Genomic DNA, 16,743 nt, shown 5'->3' on the forward strand with positions numbered 1-16,743 from the left:
TTTTAAGTTTTGAGCTAGTACCTAGACCCGCCTTTGAGTTGTTCGACGGACTGTCAACCGTCAACAATCATGGTCGAGTGCAACCGGAATCGAAATCTAACAAGCAGACTCTTAGGAAATTGTCAATGGCTGAAGATATCTTTGCGACCTTCTTGCTGAGTCCCTCGGACTTCTTCGTTCACGGTTGTTGAGTTGACTCCTCGGCGTCAGGGGCCTCCGATTCCTGCAAAATCACTGGTTGCTGCTGGGGGTCAACCCGATTGCTTTGCTCTTGCATCACTGTTTTAGCCAGACTGGGATCGAAGTAGCGATTAAAGTCCGATCGCGACTGATTCACTCTCTTTTCGGTAATATTGACTTCAGCTTGGATTTCCTGCAATTTTTCTTGTACTGCCCGGTAGTGAGGCCAAAGCTGAATCAAAGCAGAAGTTGCACAAACTGAAAGTACGATGTTGACTGCTAACTTCACTCCTGCTTCCGCCGCCAGGGTTTGGTGAGGGTAAGAACGAGGGCTGCGACTGTTACCACGAGCAACGCGAGGGGAGTTTTTGACAGGACGCAGTGGGGTAACGGTAGGTTTAATCGCTTGCATAATTTTTTTTACAGATTTCTGATAGTGACGTTTTCAAGCTGCTAGTTCCAGCAAAGTTTTAGTTGAATCCACACCTATCCTGGTTTGTCAAGGTGATACCAGCTAAAATTTTTGAGACATCAGGACACCTGGGGACAGATTTTTGATATAAAAATTCCTGCCCTTGCAGTTTTGTCTTGCTGACAACAAACAATCTACTCCACTGTGGCAGCAATTGTCCGCACGCTCAAGATTTAACTGCTCAGGCAGGTAGTGCCGGCGATTCTCCCTAGTGTCTGTGAACTACTTGTACAGTTCAGTAGACAACCGGAAAGCCAAGATTCCTGGAATCAAAGCAATTACGAGGGCGACGTAGACTTGGGTATCTGTTAAAGACATATTGACAAAACTCCTGTTCACGGGTACGAGCTTTCACTAATTTCCGGCAAATTGGCGCTTTTGGGAATCACTTGTAACAACTCGAAATATAAAATACGGCTAGGACTTCTCAAGATGGAACGCAGAAGGAGGGCGATCGGGTGTCGCAGAGTTACCAGATTAGGTTAAGATAAGTGAAGGTGACACTAATTCTCGACAGAGCAGGTGATTAACGCTGAGCTCTACCATTGCAAATTTTAGGTGCACAACATAGTTAATGCTAGATCAATTTATCGAATCTTCTCCGAATCTAGGAATTGATACCTTTTTATTATTGTTAGTTTTGGTGGCTTTGGAGGCTGTGCTTTCGGCTGACAATGCGATCGCCCTGGCATCTATTTCTAAAGGTTTGGAAGAACCAAAGCAACAGCAACAGGCTCTCAATTTCGGTTTGATAATTGCTTTCGTACTGCGAATTTCACTGATTTTAACCGCTACTTGGGTGATCCAATACTGGCAGTTTGAACTCCTGGGTGCTCTGTACCTATTGTGGCTGGTTTGGCAGCACTTCGCCTCAGATGCTGACTCCGAGGGAGAACATCACGGGCCGAAATTTTCGTCGGTTTGGCAAGCAATTCCCATGATTGCTTTTACGGATTTAGCATTTTCTTTGGATAGCGTCACTACGGCGATCGCAGTTTCGGATAACACGGTGATTGTGGTTACGGGCGCTACCATTGGCATTATTGCTCTGCGATTCATGGCTGGATTGTTCATCCGCTGGCTGGATGAATACGTTCACCTGGAAAGTGCCGGCTACATCACAGTCGGGTTCGTGGGCATGAGGTTGTTGGTGAAAGTAATTAATCCAGATTTAGTTCCTCCCCAATGGCTGGTAGTTTCATGTATCGCCTTGATGTTTGTGTGGGGTTTTTCTAAACGCACTCCAGAGTCGAAGGAGATTACAGAGTCCTTAGAATCTGCATTTAAGCAGGACTCGGAAGGGGAAGTCAAGGAGCAGGAAGCACAGAAGTCGGAAATTTGAGATACTTTTATTTTAAAATTGACTTTTGTTTCAACATATAGATCGATCTTTTGCTAAAGGTCGATCTATTTTTTGTGTATAAATGCACCCCGTGAATAGTGAGATAGCCGACCGCTTAAACAAGTCTAGTATAGCAATCGCTAAGGCTGTTAAGGCGATCGCTAGAGCTCACAGCCAATGTTATTTCAAAGACATATTTAAATCACTCTATGTGTTACTCTCAAAAACAACTTTGAGGATTCAGCCTTCTTGTCCGGCATTGTATCTTTAAGATCGAGAAAACACCTATGTATCGATTTCAGATTATTGGACACACGCAAACTGGCGCATCCATCGGTATCGTCGGTTCTACTCCCGAATTAGGACTGTGGGATATCACGAAATGCCTACGCCTGAACACCAGTGCCGATCGCTATCCTTTATGGTACACAGATATAGACATTCAGCCTGCTCTCGATGTAGGCGATCGCCAGAACATAGAATATAAGTACGTGTATATTGATGCCAACGGTATCGCAGCATGGGAAGAATTCGGTTTTAATCGCTGGATACCGATCGACCCACACCACAAATCCAGCAAAATCGTAGTAGACGATGGCGCCTTTGGTTATTTGCAGCCTTATCCCTTCGGATACCTAGAAGAAGCAGAACCTGTTCCCAATCTCCCCTCAGATCAAAAATCCCCAGGCTTAAAAATCGCCGTGATTGGTAGTTCCGTCGCCAAGGGTCAAAAAGCCTGGATGTTGAAAGGTTGGGCTTCCCAGTTGGCAGAGTCTTTGCAGGAAAAATACGGACACCAACTGGTGAATTTGTCAGAAGCGGGCGCAAATGTCGGCAAAACCATCGCCCGTTTTCCCTCCGTCGTCGCCCCAGAACAACCTGATGTGGTAATTATTGCTCTGTCTCTGGGTAACGAAGGGCTAGCCCACTGTCGCCCCCACGAACGACGGGGAATCCAGCGCCGATTTGAAAGTGGCTTGCTACAGTTGGTGAAAATGACGCGAGCCCTGGGAGCACGTCCCATGCTGGGCGGACTATATCCCCACGGTGACTATAACTCAGAACATTACTGGTTGCTGCGAGATACCCACCACCGGATGCAGAATTGGGGCGTTCCGGTGCTGGATTGGTTGGGAGTGTTGGAAGATGGACAAGGACGTTGGAAACCAGGAATATCCTTCGATCCTTCTCACCCAAACACCATCGGTCATAATCTGATGTATGAGGCGATCGATCTTAACCGATTTGCGATCGACAAAGACGAATTAGCCAAGGAAAAACAATACTTTTGTGCACCCAAAACAGTTCCTGTTTACCAAGACAATGCAGGCTTTGAAGTCACTGCTTGTCTGGAAGAACAGCTTTTGCGGATTGTCAATTCATCACCCCACAATTACACGATCGCTCCCCATTGGCAAGCAATCCAAAATTTACTGCAACGCCAAGCAGGATTGATCCCAGGGATTTATATTGCTAAAAATGTCAAGTCAGGGATGCTTCCTTTCTTTGCAGTACAGGAAAATGGGACGATCGAAACCACAATGGAAATTGCCCCTGGTGCTGACTTAGAATACACTTCAGCTTTCAATCTTTTTGCACCGAACAACTCACAATTGTTGTTCTATGACGGGCATTTGGGAATTTTAAAATTAGACGATAGTCGCCTGTGGATTATCAACGAATCAGACAAAGAATACAACATCCAACCCATGTGGAAGGAAGTTCGCCATCTACTCAAAGCCATGCCATCTGGTGTCTATGACGATCCCCTGCATCCTGACGCACCTTTTCGCACCATGATGATTGGCGACAACGGGATTGAAAGTCGGGTGAAATCACCGCCTAAGTCCGCTGTATTGTTTCAATATAAATGTCAATTATCCGACATCAGCCGGGTGGCGATTTTGCCGCTGGGCGATCGCTGTGCAGTGCGGATGATGCTGTATAAAATGGAGTACGATGGCCCGGCTTTTCCCTTCGATTTGACGCGCACTACCAAGATTGGAGATGTTGCTGATGCGATCGAAAACGGTTTTTATGATATGTGGAATCCGGCTTTTCTGCACTACAGTGCCCAAGCGGGTAGAATCTATCATAGCAAGTGGTCTGGTCTTTCTTTTGCCCATGAAGTTGAAGATACAGACGATCCTGTTAATGATATGTCTCCGGTATTTGAACGGATGCGTCAGCGATATACGGCACGTTCTGCGCGGTTTTGGTACGCACTTCAACATTGCGACAAGGTGCTGTTTGTCCGCACTGGTATTGCCGATCGCAATGGAGCGATCGATCTGATCCATAAACTAGAATACAAATGTCAGGGGAAACCTTTTCAATTGCTGTTGCTTTCTCCCCAATCTTCCGATGAGTTTGCAGGTTTGGATTGTGTGCTGCATTATAATGTGGAGTTTAATCCCGATCGAATGTATGCGGATTTGGGACACTGGATGTACTGTACGGATGTGATGCGAGGGATTTTGGAGTCGATCGGGGTTTGCAGCAAAAACCTGTTTTGGTGTCCACCTAAGATACCGCAAAATAGGTAATATTAAGTTTGGTTGCACCGGAATGATTAAACCGCGAAGGCGCGAAGGACGCGAAGGAAGAGAAAGAAGAAAATGCTGTTCTTTCTTAGCGCTCTTCGCGCCTTCGCGGTTCATTTAATCTTACTCCATAACTGTCAACAAAATAATTGAATTATTGTCGGCTTAGTCACTTTTCCCATTGCATTTCTAGGTAATTCTTCAACTGTCAAAATTCGGGTTGGGACTTTATACACAGCCAATTGCTCTTTTGCCCAACTCCTGAAAGATGCTAAGTTTAAACTGGATTCCGATCGCAATACTAATGCAGCACAAACTCGTTCACCCCATTCTACATCCTCAACCCCTACCACTGCACATTCTTGAATCTCTGGATGCGATCGCAATACTTCCTCTATTTCCAAAGCTGAAACTTTATAGCCTCCGGTTTTGATGATATCCACACTCATCCTTCCGAGGATGCGATAGTTGTCATTCTCCACTACTGCAAAATCTCCTGTACAAAACCAGCCTGCTTGGAAAGTTTTGGCTGTTGCTTGGGGGTTTTGCCAATATTCCAGAAATACTCCGGGACTTTTGACTTGAATTTCTCCTGGTGTTCCTGCTGTTACTAATTCTCCTTTTTCGTTGACTAATCGCACTTCCACACCAGGTAGAGGTTTTCCTACATATCCCGCTGCTCGTTTACCTTGTAAAGGGTTGGATAAGGCCATGCCAATTTCTGTCATCCCATAACGTTCTAGCAGAAAATGACTGCTGATTTTTTGCCATTTTTCTAATACTTGAACTGGTAATGCTGCTGAACCTGAAACCATTAGGCGCATTTTTGCACAACTTTTCGATCGGCTTTTTTGGCGTTCTTCGGTAGCGGTTTCCCACGCAGTAATCAATTTTACATAAATCGTTGGTACTGCCATAAATAAGGTTAAATCACCGTCACAAATTCGATTCCAAACTGTTTCAGCATCAAATTTGCTCAGCATTTCGCACTCTGCGCCGGCCCATAAAGCACAGGTTAATACATTGACAATTCCGTGTATGTGATGTAAGGGAAGTACGTGGAGAATGCGATCGCTTGATGTCCATTCCCAAGCGTCGATTAAGCTGGTTACTTGAGCTTGAATATTTTGATGAGTGGTTACTACTCCTTTTGGTTTTCCTGTTGTACCGCTGGTGTAGAGAATTAAGGCGCGTCTGGTGATATCTATTTCTGGGAGAGGGCTAATCTGGGTGGGAAGGGTTTCGGAAGTGAGGATAAATCCTAGGTTGTGCGATCGGGCGATCGGGCGCAATAAATCTTCAAAATTGGGATGGGCAACAATAATTGATGCTCCCGAATTGGTGATAACATACTCTAATTCTGGTCGCGGGTGGGACACGCATAGAGGTACGGCGATCGCACCGGCGCGCCAAATTCCCCACAGGGTAGCGACATACTCAAATCCAGACGGAATCAGAAATGCAATTCGTTGTTCTTGTAAATCTGTCACATCCTGAAGCAATTTTGTTGCTATTTGGCTGGATGTGTGCAGTAAATCCCCATAGGTATATGTTTGTTCCAAGGTGGCGATCGCCCTGCGCTCTTTGTGTTCTAGAGCACGATTTATTAAGGGGAGATTTACGTTTTGAGTATTTATCTGAATCATGTCGGTAATCAGAAGTGCGATCGATCTCAGCATAACTTGAAATTATAATGTGGTTGAGTTATCATTAAATATCTCCAATAATTCTTGTGGAATAGGCAAAATAGCCTGTTCAAAGCTGGCTTTTCTGGAGATGTCTATTATATCAGCCTCAATCAACTCAGCCATTTAGAAACCACTTACCCTGCTTAAATCCCGATGAATACACAATACATGATTGCGTTAATTCATCGCCTATTTGCCACAGCAGAAACAATCAATTTACCACTTTGGTTACAAGGTGGTTGGGCGATAGACGGCAAACTTCATCGCATCACGCGAGAACATCAAGATATTGATGTTGCATTTCCTGCTGAGCGCAAAGCAGAGTTTATTTCGCTGCTTCAGTCCCTCGGTGGTGGTGCAATTACACAAACAGATTACGGTTTTTTGATAGCCTTAGATGGAGTGATTATTGACTGTGAACCCTGTGTACTGATTGGTGAAAATTATGAGCTTGAAGGGCTTCCGGCTGGTACTTGTCCTTGGGAAAAACAGGGAAATATTGCCGGTCAATTTTTACGCTGTACAAGTTGGGAGGCGATTCTCTGGGACTATTTCTATTATCTAGAAGAAGTGCCACAGTCTTCATGGCGCGCCCAGGACTTTGAAAGCTATGCTTTGGTGAAAGCATCTTTCGGCGATGCAGCATCAGCGCGTCTTCACGAACAGTTCCAGGAACAAGTTAGTGTGGTAAAACTTGATTAATTAGTGCCGCAAACTAAACATAGGTTGCTAAAGTCCTGATGTGGGCGGTAGCTGCTGCTACTGTCACTGGTAATCTGTAGCCACCTCCATGAGTAGAGAGCACTGGACATCCCCATCTCTTAACAAAATCTAGTAGAATTTCGGTCAGTTTACAGAAATCAGCATTTGTCCAATCTGTGATGTCCTTCCCACAATCATCTCTGTGGGAATCATAACCAGAAAAAATAGTAACTAGGTCTGGTTCCCACGGTACATTTTCTAAAGCTTGCCGAAAAGTGCTGATACTCTGATGGGCGTAGTAGAATCGACCAGTTATACCCTCTGATTGCAAAACTTCTACTGGAAAAGATTCAGGAATCAGCGGAATGTTACAATGTCCAACAGTTTCGGCAATGGTTGTTGTGCCAGCTTTCAAGTCGGAGGCTTTCGCCATGTAGATATCTACACCACTATGAATGCTAATACAATAGACGCTAGGATCGTTGCTAAAAATTGACTGAGTTCCATCGCCATGATGAATATCCCAGTCAACTATCAATACTTTTTCAAATCTTTGTGTCTGAGCATATCGAGCAGCAGCAGCTAGAGGATTTAAGATACAGTAACCGTGTCCCCAATTCCTATGAGCATGATGTCCTACCATACTGAAGCAGTAAGCCCGTTCTAGGTTTCCCTGTTTCATTTGGTCGATCGCTTCCATCATACCTCCCAAACCATAGATATAACCGGGCAAACAATACTCTAAACCTTGGCATTCCATACTCAAGTCTGGTAAGGCTAGGCTGATGTTATCTAGTGGTTTACCGAGGGCTTGTAATATCAATTTGCGGAGATATTGTCCAGCATGAACCTTCTGATAATCACTCATTTTTGCTTTTCTTAAGGGTAAGGCTGGATAGTCTGTCAGAGATTTTTGAAGAGCTTGTCTGACTTGATTGTAGTAATTAAAAGAATATCCGGTAAAAGAAATTGTTTGTATTAACTTGGAAGTAGAAAATGTTTGGGGGTGTAGATAGGTAGCAAGCTGCATCGTTTTATTTTGGCAGTCAAACTGAAGAGATTAATTGTAATGAAATGCCTACTATTTTTAAGCAAGCATAATACCACAGTTACTGCATTTTATCAAGCTCTGCAAAAAACTTGACGACCTCCTGTGATTGCCAAGGGTGAATCGGATGCTGGGGTTCAGGTTGGGGCCATGGGCTATGTAGCCACAATACAGCTAGGGTGCGATCGCAATTCTGAAGAAATGGGTGTCACCGCTGCACGGATAATCAGAAGTTGAAACACGATCGCAGATTGCGTTTTATCATCATTGAGAAATGCACTTTTGTCCATGTTACCTTTATATTGCAGGACTTTTTGAGCAGCCGTGGCAATGTCTAGTAAGGAAGCGCGATCGCGATTATTTGATATAGATAGTTTGAGCCGTAGACAGAATTTCTTGACGGCGAATCCAGTTAGAACTGCGCTCGATCGCTCTTTTACTGATTAGATCAACTGGTCTGCTTAGCAATGCTTCGAGTTCTTCCTGCATTTGGGCGCGATCGAGTAGACCCCAGTTGGCTGTGGGAGCAAAAGCAACTAAGATATCGATGTCGCTGTCTGCATGAAAGTCGTCCCGAAGGATCGAACCAAAGAGGGAGAGTTCGATGATTTGCCAATGTTGGCACAATTTCGTAATTTGGTCAATTGGTAGGGCGATCGCGGTTTTCATTCAGCCTCCTTATTTGTAGGCTCAAGTTGGACTCCTTTTGCTTCCAATCGATAGCGTTCCTCGTCTACTTCTAATTTTAAAATTTGCTGATGATTCTCACAGTAATCAATCGCTTCATAGATAGCAGACAGTGGTAAATCCCAATTTTTGGCTGCTTGTTCGGGTGACATTTGATTAGCAGTCATGTCTCGACAAATAGTCGATACCAGTAATTTACGTCCTTTAATGTACAGTTGTTTGCGCCAAGCATGAGGACGTGCAACTAAATATTGCCAATTTTCGATTTCCGGTGTAGTTTGGAGCGATTGAACGATCGCACTTAGCAGGGCAAGGCGATCGCTGATTGAGAGTTGGCTGGCTTTTTCTTTAAGCTCTTGCAAGGACATATAAAAATACTCCAACAAAGGTTGGTATCTGAATTATAGTACATTTGATATCAAATGTACTATATTATAATTATGAATCCACCCCTAAAGACTGTTGAATGGATTGCCAGTTCCCTTGATGACTTAAAAGACTTTCCTGAAGAAGTTCAGCAGGTCATAGGGTATGCCTTGTATCAAGCGCAATGTGGTAAGAAGCACCCAGACGCGAAGCCACTCAAAGGGTTCAAAGGTTCAGGAGTTCTGGAAGTTGTAGAAAACTTTGACGGAGACACTTACCGATCGGTTTACACGGTCAGATTTGAGGGGGCTGTGTATGTCTTGCACATCTTTCAGAAAAAATCTAAGCATGGAATTGCCACTCCCAAACAAGACATTGAACTGATTGAGGCGCGACTAAAACGAGCCAAACAGCATTATGAACAATACTACAAACAATCTCTAAAGGATGACAAAAATGAATGATGAAATTAAGGTGCGATCGAGTAGTGGAAATGTTTTTGCGGATCTAGGGCTGCCAAATTCTTCAGAATTATTGATTAAAGCGGAACTTGTTCGCCAAATTAGTGAACTAATTACAGTGCGAAAATTGACCCAGATTGAAGCAGCAAAATGCCTGGGAATCGATCGGTCTAAAATCACTGATTTGCTGCGTGGAAAACTATATGAGTTTTCAATCGATCGCCTATTCCGGTTCTTAAATGCGCTGGGTAGTGATGTGGAGATTCGGGTGATTGCAAAGCCTGAATCTGATTCTCAGGCTAAGACAAGGGTGGTTGCTATATGATGTCGTTTTACTGACAACTACTCGTAGCGTACCTTCTTAGATTTAATCACCTTACTTACATCATCGTGCCTTTGCCCCTCAATAATATCCTTGAGATGAATTTGCCCATTAATATACTGAACGTGGATGCGCCAACCTGAGACTTTATCGATATCAGCACGATAAATTGCCTGCTTCACACCCTTTACTTTGTGCAGTCTCGTTTTAAGAAAATTTCTGGTTCTGTGACATTCGTTGTCTTCAAGTTCTGCCAAAGCTTCCAGAAAACAAATTTTCAGCTCGTCATCTGGCAAAATCTTCATTGCTTCGTAAATAATGCCATATTCATCGCAGAGCGTAATAGTCTGTGCCATAAATAAGCTTACGAAATTTGGGCATTTGCTAGATTGTGGTGAGGCATATCTTGATATAAAGATTCTGCTACACTCTGATATACTTTATCTAGTTCATCGTGTTTGACTACTCGAAAAAGAGTAAAAATAACTTGCCCAAAAATTGGATCTTCGTCAACTGCCCAAATTACTCTTAATGTTCGAGAAACTGTTAGTGTGTACAGTGAAGATTCGTAACCATTAAGATTTGTCGGTAGGGGAAGGCGACGCAGCTTGCGATAAAGCTCGGCTTTTTTAGTTGGGAAGAGGCTAGCGCAATCGTTGATTTTTTGAATTGCTGCTGATTTTTCATCTTCACTCAACTTAGTAAGATCGTTTTCAAAGCCCTTTGTTGACTCAATTAGAATATCCACGTTACTAACCGCCAGTGTGATTAAGTTTATTATTTAGAAGTTTAGCTTCCACTGGAAGACTCAGAATGGTTATCTTTTTCTTTCAATTTTTGATCGATTTCACTAATGAAGCTTTCAACTTTAGAGATAATATCATCAACACTTCTGCTATCAATATTACTCTCTATGCCGTCTTTAGTCTTTCCGTTCCTGTGTACTAAATCGTGCCTTATTGATACAGCTTTTTGAATTTGAGAGAATTCGGGAAACTCAATGTTCAGTATTTTTTCGTACATTTTACTCACTTTATCTAAGTTATGGTAAAGGACTTCTAACATTGCCTTCTTCGCTATTTCTTCGGATTTGCTAGCAAAGTCAAGAAGTTCATTCATGCCAATTTTTTGCTGTTTAAAGTCTTTGAATGATGTAAAAAAAGATTTCAAATAGTTTTCGTTTGACAAAACCGTATTTATGAACGCATCAGATAGATAAGTTTCGAGACACGCTATTACGCCAACATAAAGATGTCTTCTCAGAGTTTTATTTGCTTTGGCGTCTGGCACACTGAGTTTGTTCAATACTCGCAAGCTTGCAATCTCATCCAGGAAAGTAAGATAAAAATCAGTATTAGAGAGTATTGCTTCTAATTGATATTTGTCTGTATAATCCTCTTCTATCTCATCTGCCTGCCAAGACTCTTGCCAGGTTCCTGTTCGGCTGTTTAAACCGAGAAAACCCATGCTTTCTGTATAGAGATGCGGAACAATCTCATTTATTAAAAACTGTTCCCAACATTTCAGACGCTCATGAGTTGATAAACCTAAATCTAAATCTTGTCTACAAAAAGTCTCAGATTTTTCTGACCATTCCTGGAATAGGTCATAGACTGGTTTCACAGGATAAAAGCAGGGCTGGATATCATTTTGGATCAAGCATTTCATGAACTCTTTTCCATACCGACCACCTGTCCCAGATATGTTAATGTTCATTCCATTTTCATGAATGAACCCTGTAACTTGACCGATCGTCCCTGGTTCACGAAATAAAGCTATTGCAGCATTAATATGGGTACGAGTGATGTTATCAGGTCTGGCTTCTTCACCTGAGTATTCAAAACCTGCTTCAGGACAAACAACAATCACAGCAAGCAGTCGTTTCCTAAAACGAGTAATTGCATCTCTCATCATCTCGCCACCGTAGGGATTACCAGATTCACATACCGGAACTAAGTTAATCTGCATACTGTTATCTCATCAATGAACTTGAAGTTATATTATACTGGGTGCTCTTCGCAACTGGACTCGATCGAACTAAGTTAAACTAAGTCAGGTAAATGACTGTTTATACTGATGACTATTTTTTAGACATCCGGTATGAGTGGCAGACGGCGAATCCGAATACGGCTTGGCTCGATCGAAATGGCAGATCCTTGTTCTAGATCCTCCTCGCACTGAGCAATTACCATCAGCAGCAAATCCATTAATGCTTGGGCGCGTAACCTTTCAATCCGAACGCGAATAACTGAGGGAGAAACTGCTTCATCAAGTGCTAGCAATGTATGAAAATCTGCATCGAGGGTAACAACTATACGTTCCTCTTCTCTGGCTTTCTGGATGATTTCGGTATCTTCGGCTTGAGACATACCAATGTCACCAACATGGATGGTGTCGATACCTGCATCACGTAATAATGCTGCCGCAGAAAGTGGTAATCCCTGGTCAAGCAACAGCTTCATAATGATTAGATAGCTCAATGATCCGATCGTCCAGGTAAGAGGATACAAAAATGAGAGCTTGTCGGATATCTTCATCCTCTAGTTCTGGAAACTCTTGATGTAGTTCTGCTCGATCAGGATAAGTTGCTAGCAGCTCGATTACCCGACGAACAGTCAGCCGAAGATCGCGAATACATGGTTGCCCATTCATCCGCTTGGGATTGCTGGTAATACGATCTATTTTCATTGCTCCTAATCTCAACTCTTCCTTATTATTTTATATCCCATCTTGCCAGTTCGGAAACTTAGACTGATAAATTATCGCTGGCCTTGGGTGAAATCGCAAATCAAAATCAAGTGCGGTACAAGACATGATATAATCTAAAATACTGCAAATTGCTAGTGAATGTCAAAAGTTAAGTAGATAATTTGATATACTCATGACTATTTTTACTCTGCGTTCTATTAAAAAAGACTTCGGCATCAAGGAACTCCTAACCGATGCCAGCTTCAGCCTCGATGAAGGCGATAAAGTGGGACTCATCGGCACCAACGGTTCCGGGAAATCCACGCTGCTGAAAATGATTGCGGGCTTGGAATCGATCGACTCTGGCGATCGCTGGGTGAACCCCGGTGCTAAAATTGTCTATCTCCCCCAACAGCCGGATTTGGACGAAAATCACACTGTCCTAGAGCAAGTATTTGCTGACAGCGGCGAACAAATGGCTTTGGTGCGCGAATACGAGGAGATTTCCGATAAATTGTCCCACCACCAAGGCGATACTGACAAGTTGATGGCGCGACTGTCTGCGGTGTCTGAACGCATTGATGAGGTGGATGCGTGGGATTTGGAAACTAAGGCTAAGTTGATTTTGACTAAGTTGGGAATTGAGGATTTTGATGCCAAAATTGGCGATTTATCCGGCGGCTATCGCAAGCGAATTGCCTTAGCAACGGCTTTACTTTCGGAACCAGATGTGTTGTTGATGGATGAACCGACTAACCACTTGGATGCGCTGTCTGTCGAGTGGTTGCAGAATTATTTGAATGGCTATCGCGGTGCTTTGTTGCTGATTACGCACGATCGCTATTTTCTCGATCGCGTCACCAATCGCATCCTAGAGATCGATCGCGCCGACCTTTTCAATTATAGTGGCAATTACGCCTACTACTTGGAGAAAAAAGCCTTAGCGGAAGAATCCGCCGCCAGCACAGAGCGCAAACACGCCGGAGTATTACGGCGCGAATTGGAATGGCTCAAACGCGGGCCTAAAGCACGCAGTACCAAGCAAAAAGCCCGGATCGATCGCATTAAAGATATGCGCGCCCAAGAGTTCAAAACCAGCAATGGCAAAGTTGAGATTGCTACAGCGGGCCGCCGGATTGGTAAGAAAGTTGTTGAGTTACTGAATATTTCTAAAGCTTACGGCGATCGCACTTTAATTAAAAATTTTACCTACAATTTTACTCCCGAAGACCGGATTGGAATCATCGGTAGCAACGGTGCAGGAAAATCGACGCTGATGGATATCATCACCGGACGAATTCAGCCAGATTCTGGTACTGTCGAAATTGGCACAACCATTCACATCGGTTATTTCGACCAGCATTCGGAGGATTTGATACCCAACGAAGACCAACGAGTGATTGAATACCTCAAAAGTGTGGCAGAATTGGTGAAAACTGCCGATGGGGAAATCATTACGGCTTCTCAAATGTTGGAGAAGTTTCTGTTTCCGCCGATTCAACAGTATGCACCGATTAGCAAACTTTCCGGCGGGGAAAAGCGCCGATTGTTTTTGTTGAAAGTGTTGATGAGTGCACCGAACTTGCTGATTTTGGATGAACCGACAAACGATTTGGATGTGCAGACTTTGGCGGTGTTGGAAGATTATCTGGAAGACTTCAACGGCTGTGTAATTGTAGTATCTCACGATCGCTATTTTCTCGATCGCACAATTGACATGGTTTTCGCCTTAGAACCGGGCGGAAATTTGCGTTTGTATCCTGGTAATTATTCGGTGTATTTGGATCACAAGAAAGCGGAAGAAGCGAAGGAACTTAAAGCACAAAAAAATCCTAGCAAAACACCACAATCTGCTGCTAACCCCCCCAACCAGGGCGGGCACGCACCATCCACCGCCCCTACAAGGGGGGGAGAAAGTCAGGAATCGGAGAAGGCGCGCAAACTTACGTTTAATGAAAAGCGGGAATACGAGAAGTTAGAAGTTCAGATTCCCCAGATGGAAGCTGAGAAAGCAGAGATTGAGCAGAGGTTGTCGGAAAATCCTCCCAGTGGGTTTGGTGAGGTGAAAAAGTTATCCGAACGTTTGGTCCAATTGACTCAAGAGATCGATCGGGCTACCGAGAAATGGTTAGAATTAGCGGAACGGGTGAGTTGAGCAGGGGTTGAAATGCAATCTTTCAGTGAAATAAATAATTTATCTTAGGACTTTTCAACCGCTTTGAGAAGCATCTGGACAACCCTATAAACGTGCGAACCTGCCGTCGGGGGCCAATTCTGTTGAGGATTCGGATGTAAATTTTTAGCACGTTTAACCGCTTCCTCCATACAATCCTTAAACAAATCTAGATCGAGATTGCTTTTATTGTAGCTGCCCAACTTAGTCCGCAATCTGGCTTCAAAATCTTTAGAGGTTTTATCGCTAGGCTCCAAATCATCAAAATGTAAATACAACCAAACCTCAAAACAAGGATTACTAATACTTAGTCGATAATTTTTCTGTTTGGCTTCACGGCAGATTGCACTAATGTTTTTTTCACCCCACCGATCCACATCAAACATTAGCCATAGAGTATCATCTGCATTCATATCGTATTTCTGTATAAATTCATTTAATCTTTCCAACACATACTGAGGGGCAGATTTATTATCTTCCCCTGTTGCCAATATTTCTATCTTAATCCGAGAGTCATGAAACATAGCGAAATATTGCTTTTCTGTTTCCCTACCTTCAGTAGCAATAACAAAAAGCCTTGCATCTCGCTTGTTATACTGGCGATCGAGTAGTTTAGTTCGATTGCGTTTTTTCATTTTTGCTACATTCTCGATCGGATAACTCTGTTTCACAATCTAGCCATCCTAAATTGCGGATATCACCAAAAAATGGAATAGCTCCAAATCGACCATTTAAATAGCCTTTTTCTATTTGGACATCAGGTCTAATTTTAAATTCTGCAAGTGAAAAAAGATGCGATTCACCTTGCTGATTTTTTTCAACAAACCAAATTTCATCTCTGCGCATCATCTCTAAATCAAGAAGGTTAGTATCGTGAGTTGTAAATATTAGTTGGCTCTGGCTGTTGAGCTTTCTGCAACTCAAAGCTACTTCTATAAATTTGCGCGATAAAAGAGGATGCAGGCGACGATCTAGTTCATCTAGCAAAATAACTATTTCACTATTTTGTTGTAAAATAAATAGTGCTGGAATTAGGTTGATCAAACGCTGGGTTCCTTCAGATTCTTCTTCCATTGAAAAATCTACAAGATGACCTTTAGAATGAAGGTGTTGAGTTCTGAGTTGGATGAGGCTTAACTTACCTTGTATTCCCTTGGTGAGAAGATATCTTTGACCTGTATCGCTCTCGATCGTACCCGCAGAATTATGAGGAGCTTCAGCAAATCTTTGAAGTATATTCTCTTTTATCAGATCGGGCATATCTGGAAAGTGACGGTCAAAATTCAAATCAACTTCTTCTTTTGCTAGCGAATCAATGCCTGTACCTGCAAATTTCAAAAAATCACTTAAGAAATTAGTAAATTCTTCATTTTGCAATATTATAAATTCCAGATTGGCAAATTGAGATTCTGCCGGTATAATAACTAGAACATCTTTGAACCAATCAACTACAGGCTTGACAGTCTCAACATTCCGCTCCACCGCTTCTGTCAAAAAAAGTTGGTTGGGACGAGTCCCCCGTGCAATAAAATCTAGAAACTGCTCTTGTATTTTGCTCCGACCTTTGAGGCTTGATCCGCATTCTACTTTGGTTTCTTTATTTTCAGAAGTGCTCCGCTCAAAGAATGGTACTTCCCGTTTTTTTCCAGCAGGTGTTACATAAAGCCATTCTTCAATAATTTGAGTATTATTTAACTTAAATCCATAGGAATAAAGATTACCTTTATGGGTAAAAATAAATTCAAATTTGCTGGGTTTATCAGTGCTGTCATCTAATTTAAACGGCGCAACTAGAATAGCCTGACTGCTTCTAGTTCCTTCTACAATCAAATTTTTTGCAAAATCAATAGCTTTAATTAGATTAGATTTGCCTGCGGCGTTTGCACCATAGATAGCAGAGATGGGCAAGAGAGAGCGCCCCTTACCTGCTATATCTATAGCTAGGTGGTCTGCATGATGTCGATCGCTGCTAACACCTACCATACTGAATGTTGTTTCTTCCTTGAAGGATAGGAAGTTTTCTATGGTTACTTGGACTAACATAGTCTTCCACTAATTTATGGGTTCGATC

The 16,743-nt window shown here is 42.9% G+C and carries 20 protein-coding genes; 6 read left to right on the forward strand and 14 right to left on the reverse strand.

The window, feature by feature from the left end; genetic code table 11:
* Nucleotides 1-178: 178 nt before the first annotated feature.
* Nucleotides 179-592: a slr1601 family putative cell division protein gene (locus AAFP14_RS03635; protein WP_341730936.1), complete on the reverse strand. Its 414-nt coding sequence runs from the start codon at nucleotides 590-592 to the stop codon at nucleotides 179-181.
* Between the two features lie 282 nt (nucleotides 593-874).
* Entirely contained in the window at nucleotides 875-970 is a 96-nt protein-coding gene (psaM, locus tag AAFP14_RS03640) for a photosystem I reaction center subunit XII (protein WP_015174804.1), read from the reverse strand.
* Between the two features lie 256 nt (nucleotides 971-1,226).
* Here psaM and AAFP14_RS03645 point away from each other — a divergent pair, with 256 nt between their 5' ends.
* Both AAFP14_RS03645 and AAFP14_RS03650 read left to right on the forward strand, forming a co-directional pair.
* Complete coding sequence (locus AAFP14_RS03645; RefSeq protein ID WP_341730937.1) at nucleotides 1,227-1,994, forward strand: TerC family protein; 768 nt, start codon at nucleotides 1,227-1,229, stop codon at nucleotides 1,992-1,994.
* Between the two features lie 287 nt (nucleotides 1,995-2,281).
* Nucleotides 2,282-4,540 carry a DUF1796 family putative cysteine peptidase gene (locus tag AAFP14_RS03650; RefSeq protein ID WP_341730938.1) on the forward strand — a complete coding sequence of 753 codons (2,259 nt, stop codon included), beginning with the start codon at nucleotides 2,282-2,284 and terminating at the stop codon, nucleotides 4,538-4,540.
* 134 nt (nucleotides 4,541-4,674) lie between these two features.
* Here the strand turns inward: AAFP14_RS03650 and AAFP14_RS03655 are convergent, their stop codons facing one another.
* Nucleotides 4,675-6,216, reverse strand: a complete 1,542-nt coding sequence (locus AAFP14_RS03655) for an acyl-CoA synthetase (RefSeq protein ID WP_341730939.1) — start codon at nucleotides 6,214-6,216, stop codon at nucleotides 4,675-4,677.
* A 162-nt stretch (nucleotides 6,217-6,378) separates the two neighbouring features.
* Between AAFP14_RS03655 and AAFP14_RS03660 the strand changes: the two genes are divergently transcribed.
* Complete coding sequence (locus tag AAFP14_RS03660; protein ID WP_341730940.1) at nucleotides 6,379-6,927, forward strand: nucleotidyltransferase domain-containing protein; 549 nt, start codon at nucleotides 6,379-6,381, stop codon at nucleotides 6,925-6,927.
* Nucleotides 6,928-6,940: 13 nt separating this feature from the next.
* Here the strand turns inward: AAFP14_RS03660 and AAFP14_RS03665 are convergent, their stop codons facing one another.
* From AAFP14_RS03665 to AAFP14_RS03680, 4 genes are all read right to left on the reverse strand, one after another.
* Entirely contained in the window at nucleotides 6,941-7,957 is a 1,017-nt protein-coding gene (locus tag AAFP14_RS03665) for a histone deacetylase family protein (protein WP_341730941.1), read from the reverse strand.
* A 173-nt stretch (nucleotides 7,958-8,130) separates the two neighbouring features.
* Entirely contained in the window at nucleotides 8,131-8,265 is a 135-nt protein-coding gene (locus AAFP14_RS03670) for a hypothetical protein (RefSeq protein ID WP_341730942.1), read from the reverse strand.
* A 67-nt stretch (nucleotides 8,266-8,332) separates the two neighbouring features.
* Nucleotides 8,333-8,644 carry a nucleotidyltransferase family protein gene (locus AAFP14_RS03675; RefSeq protein ID WP_341730943.1) on the reverse strand — a complete coding sequence of 104 codons (312 nt, stop codon included), beginning with the start codon at nucleotides 8,642-8,644 and terminating at the stop codon, nucleotides 8,333-8,335.
* Nucleotides 8,641-9,030 (reverse strand): hypothetical protein, encoded by a 390-nt coding sequence (locus AAFP14_RS03680; protein ID WP_341730944.1) that lies wholly within the window; start codon nucleotides 9,028-9,030, stop codon nucleotides 8,641-8,643. The genes AAFP14_RS03675 and AAFP14_RS03680 overlap by 4 nt, the downstream gene beginning before the upstream one ends.
* A 72-nt stretch (nucleotides 9,031-9,102) precedes the next feature.
* On the opposite strand from AAFP14_RS03680, the gene AAFP14_RS03685 reads away from it, so the two are divergent.
* Both AAFP14_RS03685 and AAFP14_RS03690 read left to right on the forward strand, forming a co-directional pair.
* Entirely contained in the window at nucleotides 9,103-9,492 is a 390-nt protein-coding gene (locus tag AAFP14_RS03685) for a type II toxin-antitoxin system RelE/ParE family toxin (protein ID WP_341730945.1), read from the forward strand.
* Nucleotides 9,485-9,814: a helix-turn-helix domain-containing protein gene (locus AAFP14_RS03690; protein WP_341730946.1), complete on the forward strand. Its 330-nt coding sequence runs from the start codon at nucleotides 9,485-9,487 to the stop codon at nucleotides 9,812-9,814. Before AAFP14_RS03685 ends, AAFP14_RS03690 begins: the two co-directional genes overlap by 8 nt.
* 17 nt (nucleotides 9,815-9,831) lie before the next feature.
* Here the strand turns inward: AAFP14_RS03690 and AAFP14_RS03695 are convergent, their stop codons facing one another.
* The 5 genes from AAFP14_RS03695 to AAFP14_RS03715 all read right to left on the reverse strand — a co-directional run bounded on the left by AAFP14_RS03695 (nucleotide 9,832) and on the right by AAFP14_RS03715 (nucleotide 12,499).
* Nucleotides 9,832-10,167, reverse strand: a complete 336-nt coding sequence (locus AAFP14_RS03695) for a hypothetical protein (RefSeq protein WP_341730947.1) — start codon at nucleotides 10,165-10,167, stop codon at nucleotides 9,832-9,834.
* Between the two features lie 8 nt (nucleotides 10,168-10,175).
* Nucleotides 10,176-10,559, reverse strand: a complete 384-nt coding sequence (locus tag AAFP14_RS03700; RefSeq protein ID WP_341730948.1) for a hypothetical protein — start codon at nucleotides 10,557-10,559, stop codon at nucleotides 10,176-10,178.
* A 41-nt stretch (nucleotides 10,560-10,600) separates the two neighbouring features.
* Nucleotides 10,601-11,779: a HEPN domain-containing protein gene (locus AAFP14_RS03705; RefSeq protein WP_341730949.1), complete on the reverse strand. Its 1,179-nt coding sequence runs from the start codon at nucleotides 11,777-11,779 to the stop codon at nucleotides 10,601-10,603.
* 119 nt (nucleotides 11,780-11,898) lie between these two features.
* Nucleotides 11,899-12,273: a DUF5615 family PIN-like protein gene (locus AAFP14_RS03710; protein WP_341730950.1), complete on the reverse strand. Its 375-nt coding sequence runs from the start codon at nucleotides 12,271-12,273 to the stop codon at nucleotides 11,899-11,901.
* On the reverse strand, nucleotides 12,257-12,499 hold the full coding sequence (locus AAFP14_RS03715; RefSeq protein WP_293352131.1) for a DUF433 domain-containing protein: 243 nt from the start codon (nucleotides 12,497-12,499) through the stop codon (nucleotides 12,257-12,259). Before AAFP14_RS03715 ends, AAFP14_RS03710 begins: the two co-directional genes overlap by 17 nt.
* A gap of 193 nt (nucleotides 12,500-12,692) precedes the next feature.
* On the opposite strand from AAFP14_RS03715, the gene AAFP14_RS03720 reads away from it, so the two are divergent.
* A complete protein-coding gene (locus AAFP14_RS03720) occupies nucleotides 12,693-14,654 on the forward strand; it encodes an ABC-F family ATP-binding cassette domain-containing protein (RefSeq protein WP_341730951.1) in 1,962 nt (653 codons plus the stop codon).
* Between the two features lie 44 nt (nucleotides 14,655-14,698).
* On the opposite strand, the gene AAFP14_RS03725 is transcribed toward AAFP14_RS03720, so the two are convergent.
* Together AAFP14_RS03725 and AAFP14_RS03730 are read right to left on the reverse strand one after the other, a co-directional pair.
* Nucleotides 14,699-15,307, reverse strand: a complete 609-nt coding sequence (locus tag AAFP14_RS03725) for an RloB family protein (RefSeq protein WP_341730952.1) — start codon at nucleotides 15,305-15,307, stop codon at nucleotides 14,699-14,701.
* On the reverse strand, nucleotides 15,285-16,715 hold the full coding sequence (locus AAFP14_RS03730; protein WP_341730953.1) for an AAA family ATPase: 1,431 nt from the start codon (nucleotides 16,713-16,715) through the stop codon (nucleotides 15,285-15,287). The genes AAFP14_RS03725 and AAFP14_RS03730 overlap by 23 nt, the downstream gene beginning before the upstream one ends.
* Between the last annotated feature and the right edge of the window lie 28 nt (nucleotides 16,716-16,743).

This window comes from Microcoleus sp. EPA2, assembly GCA_020882975.1.
Classification (GTDB): domain Bacteria; phylum Cyanobacteriota; class Cyanobacteriia; order Cyanobacteriales; family Microcoleaceae; genus Microcoleus.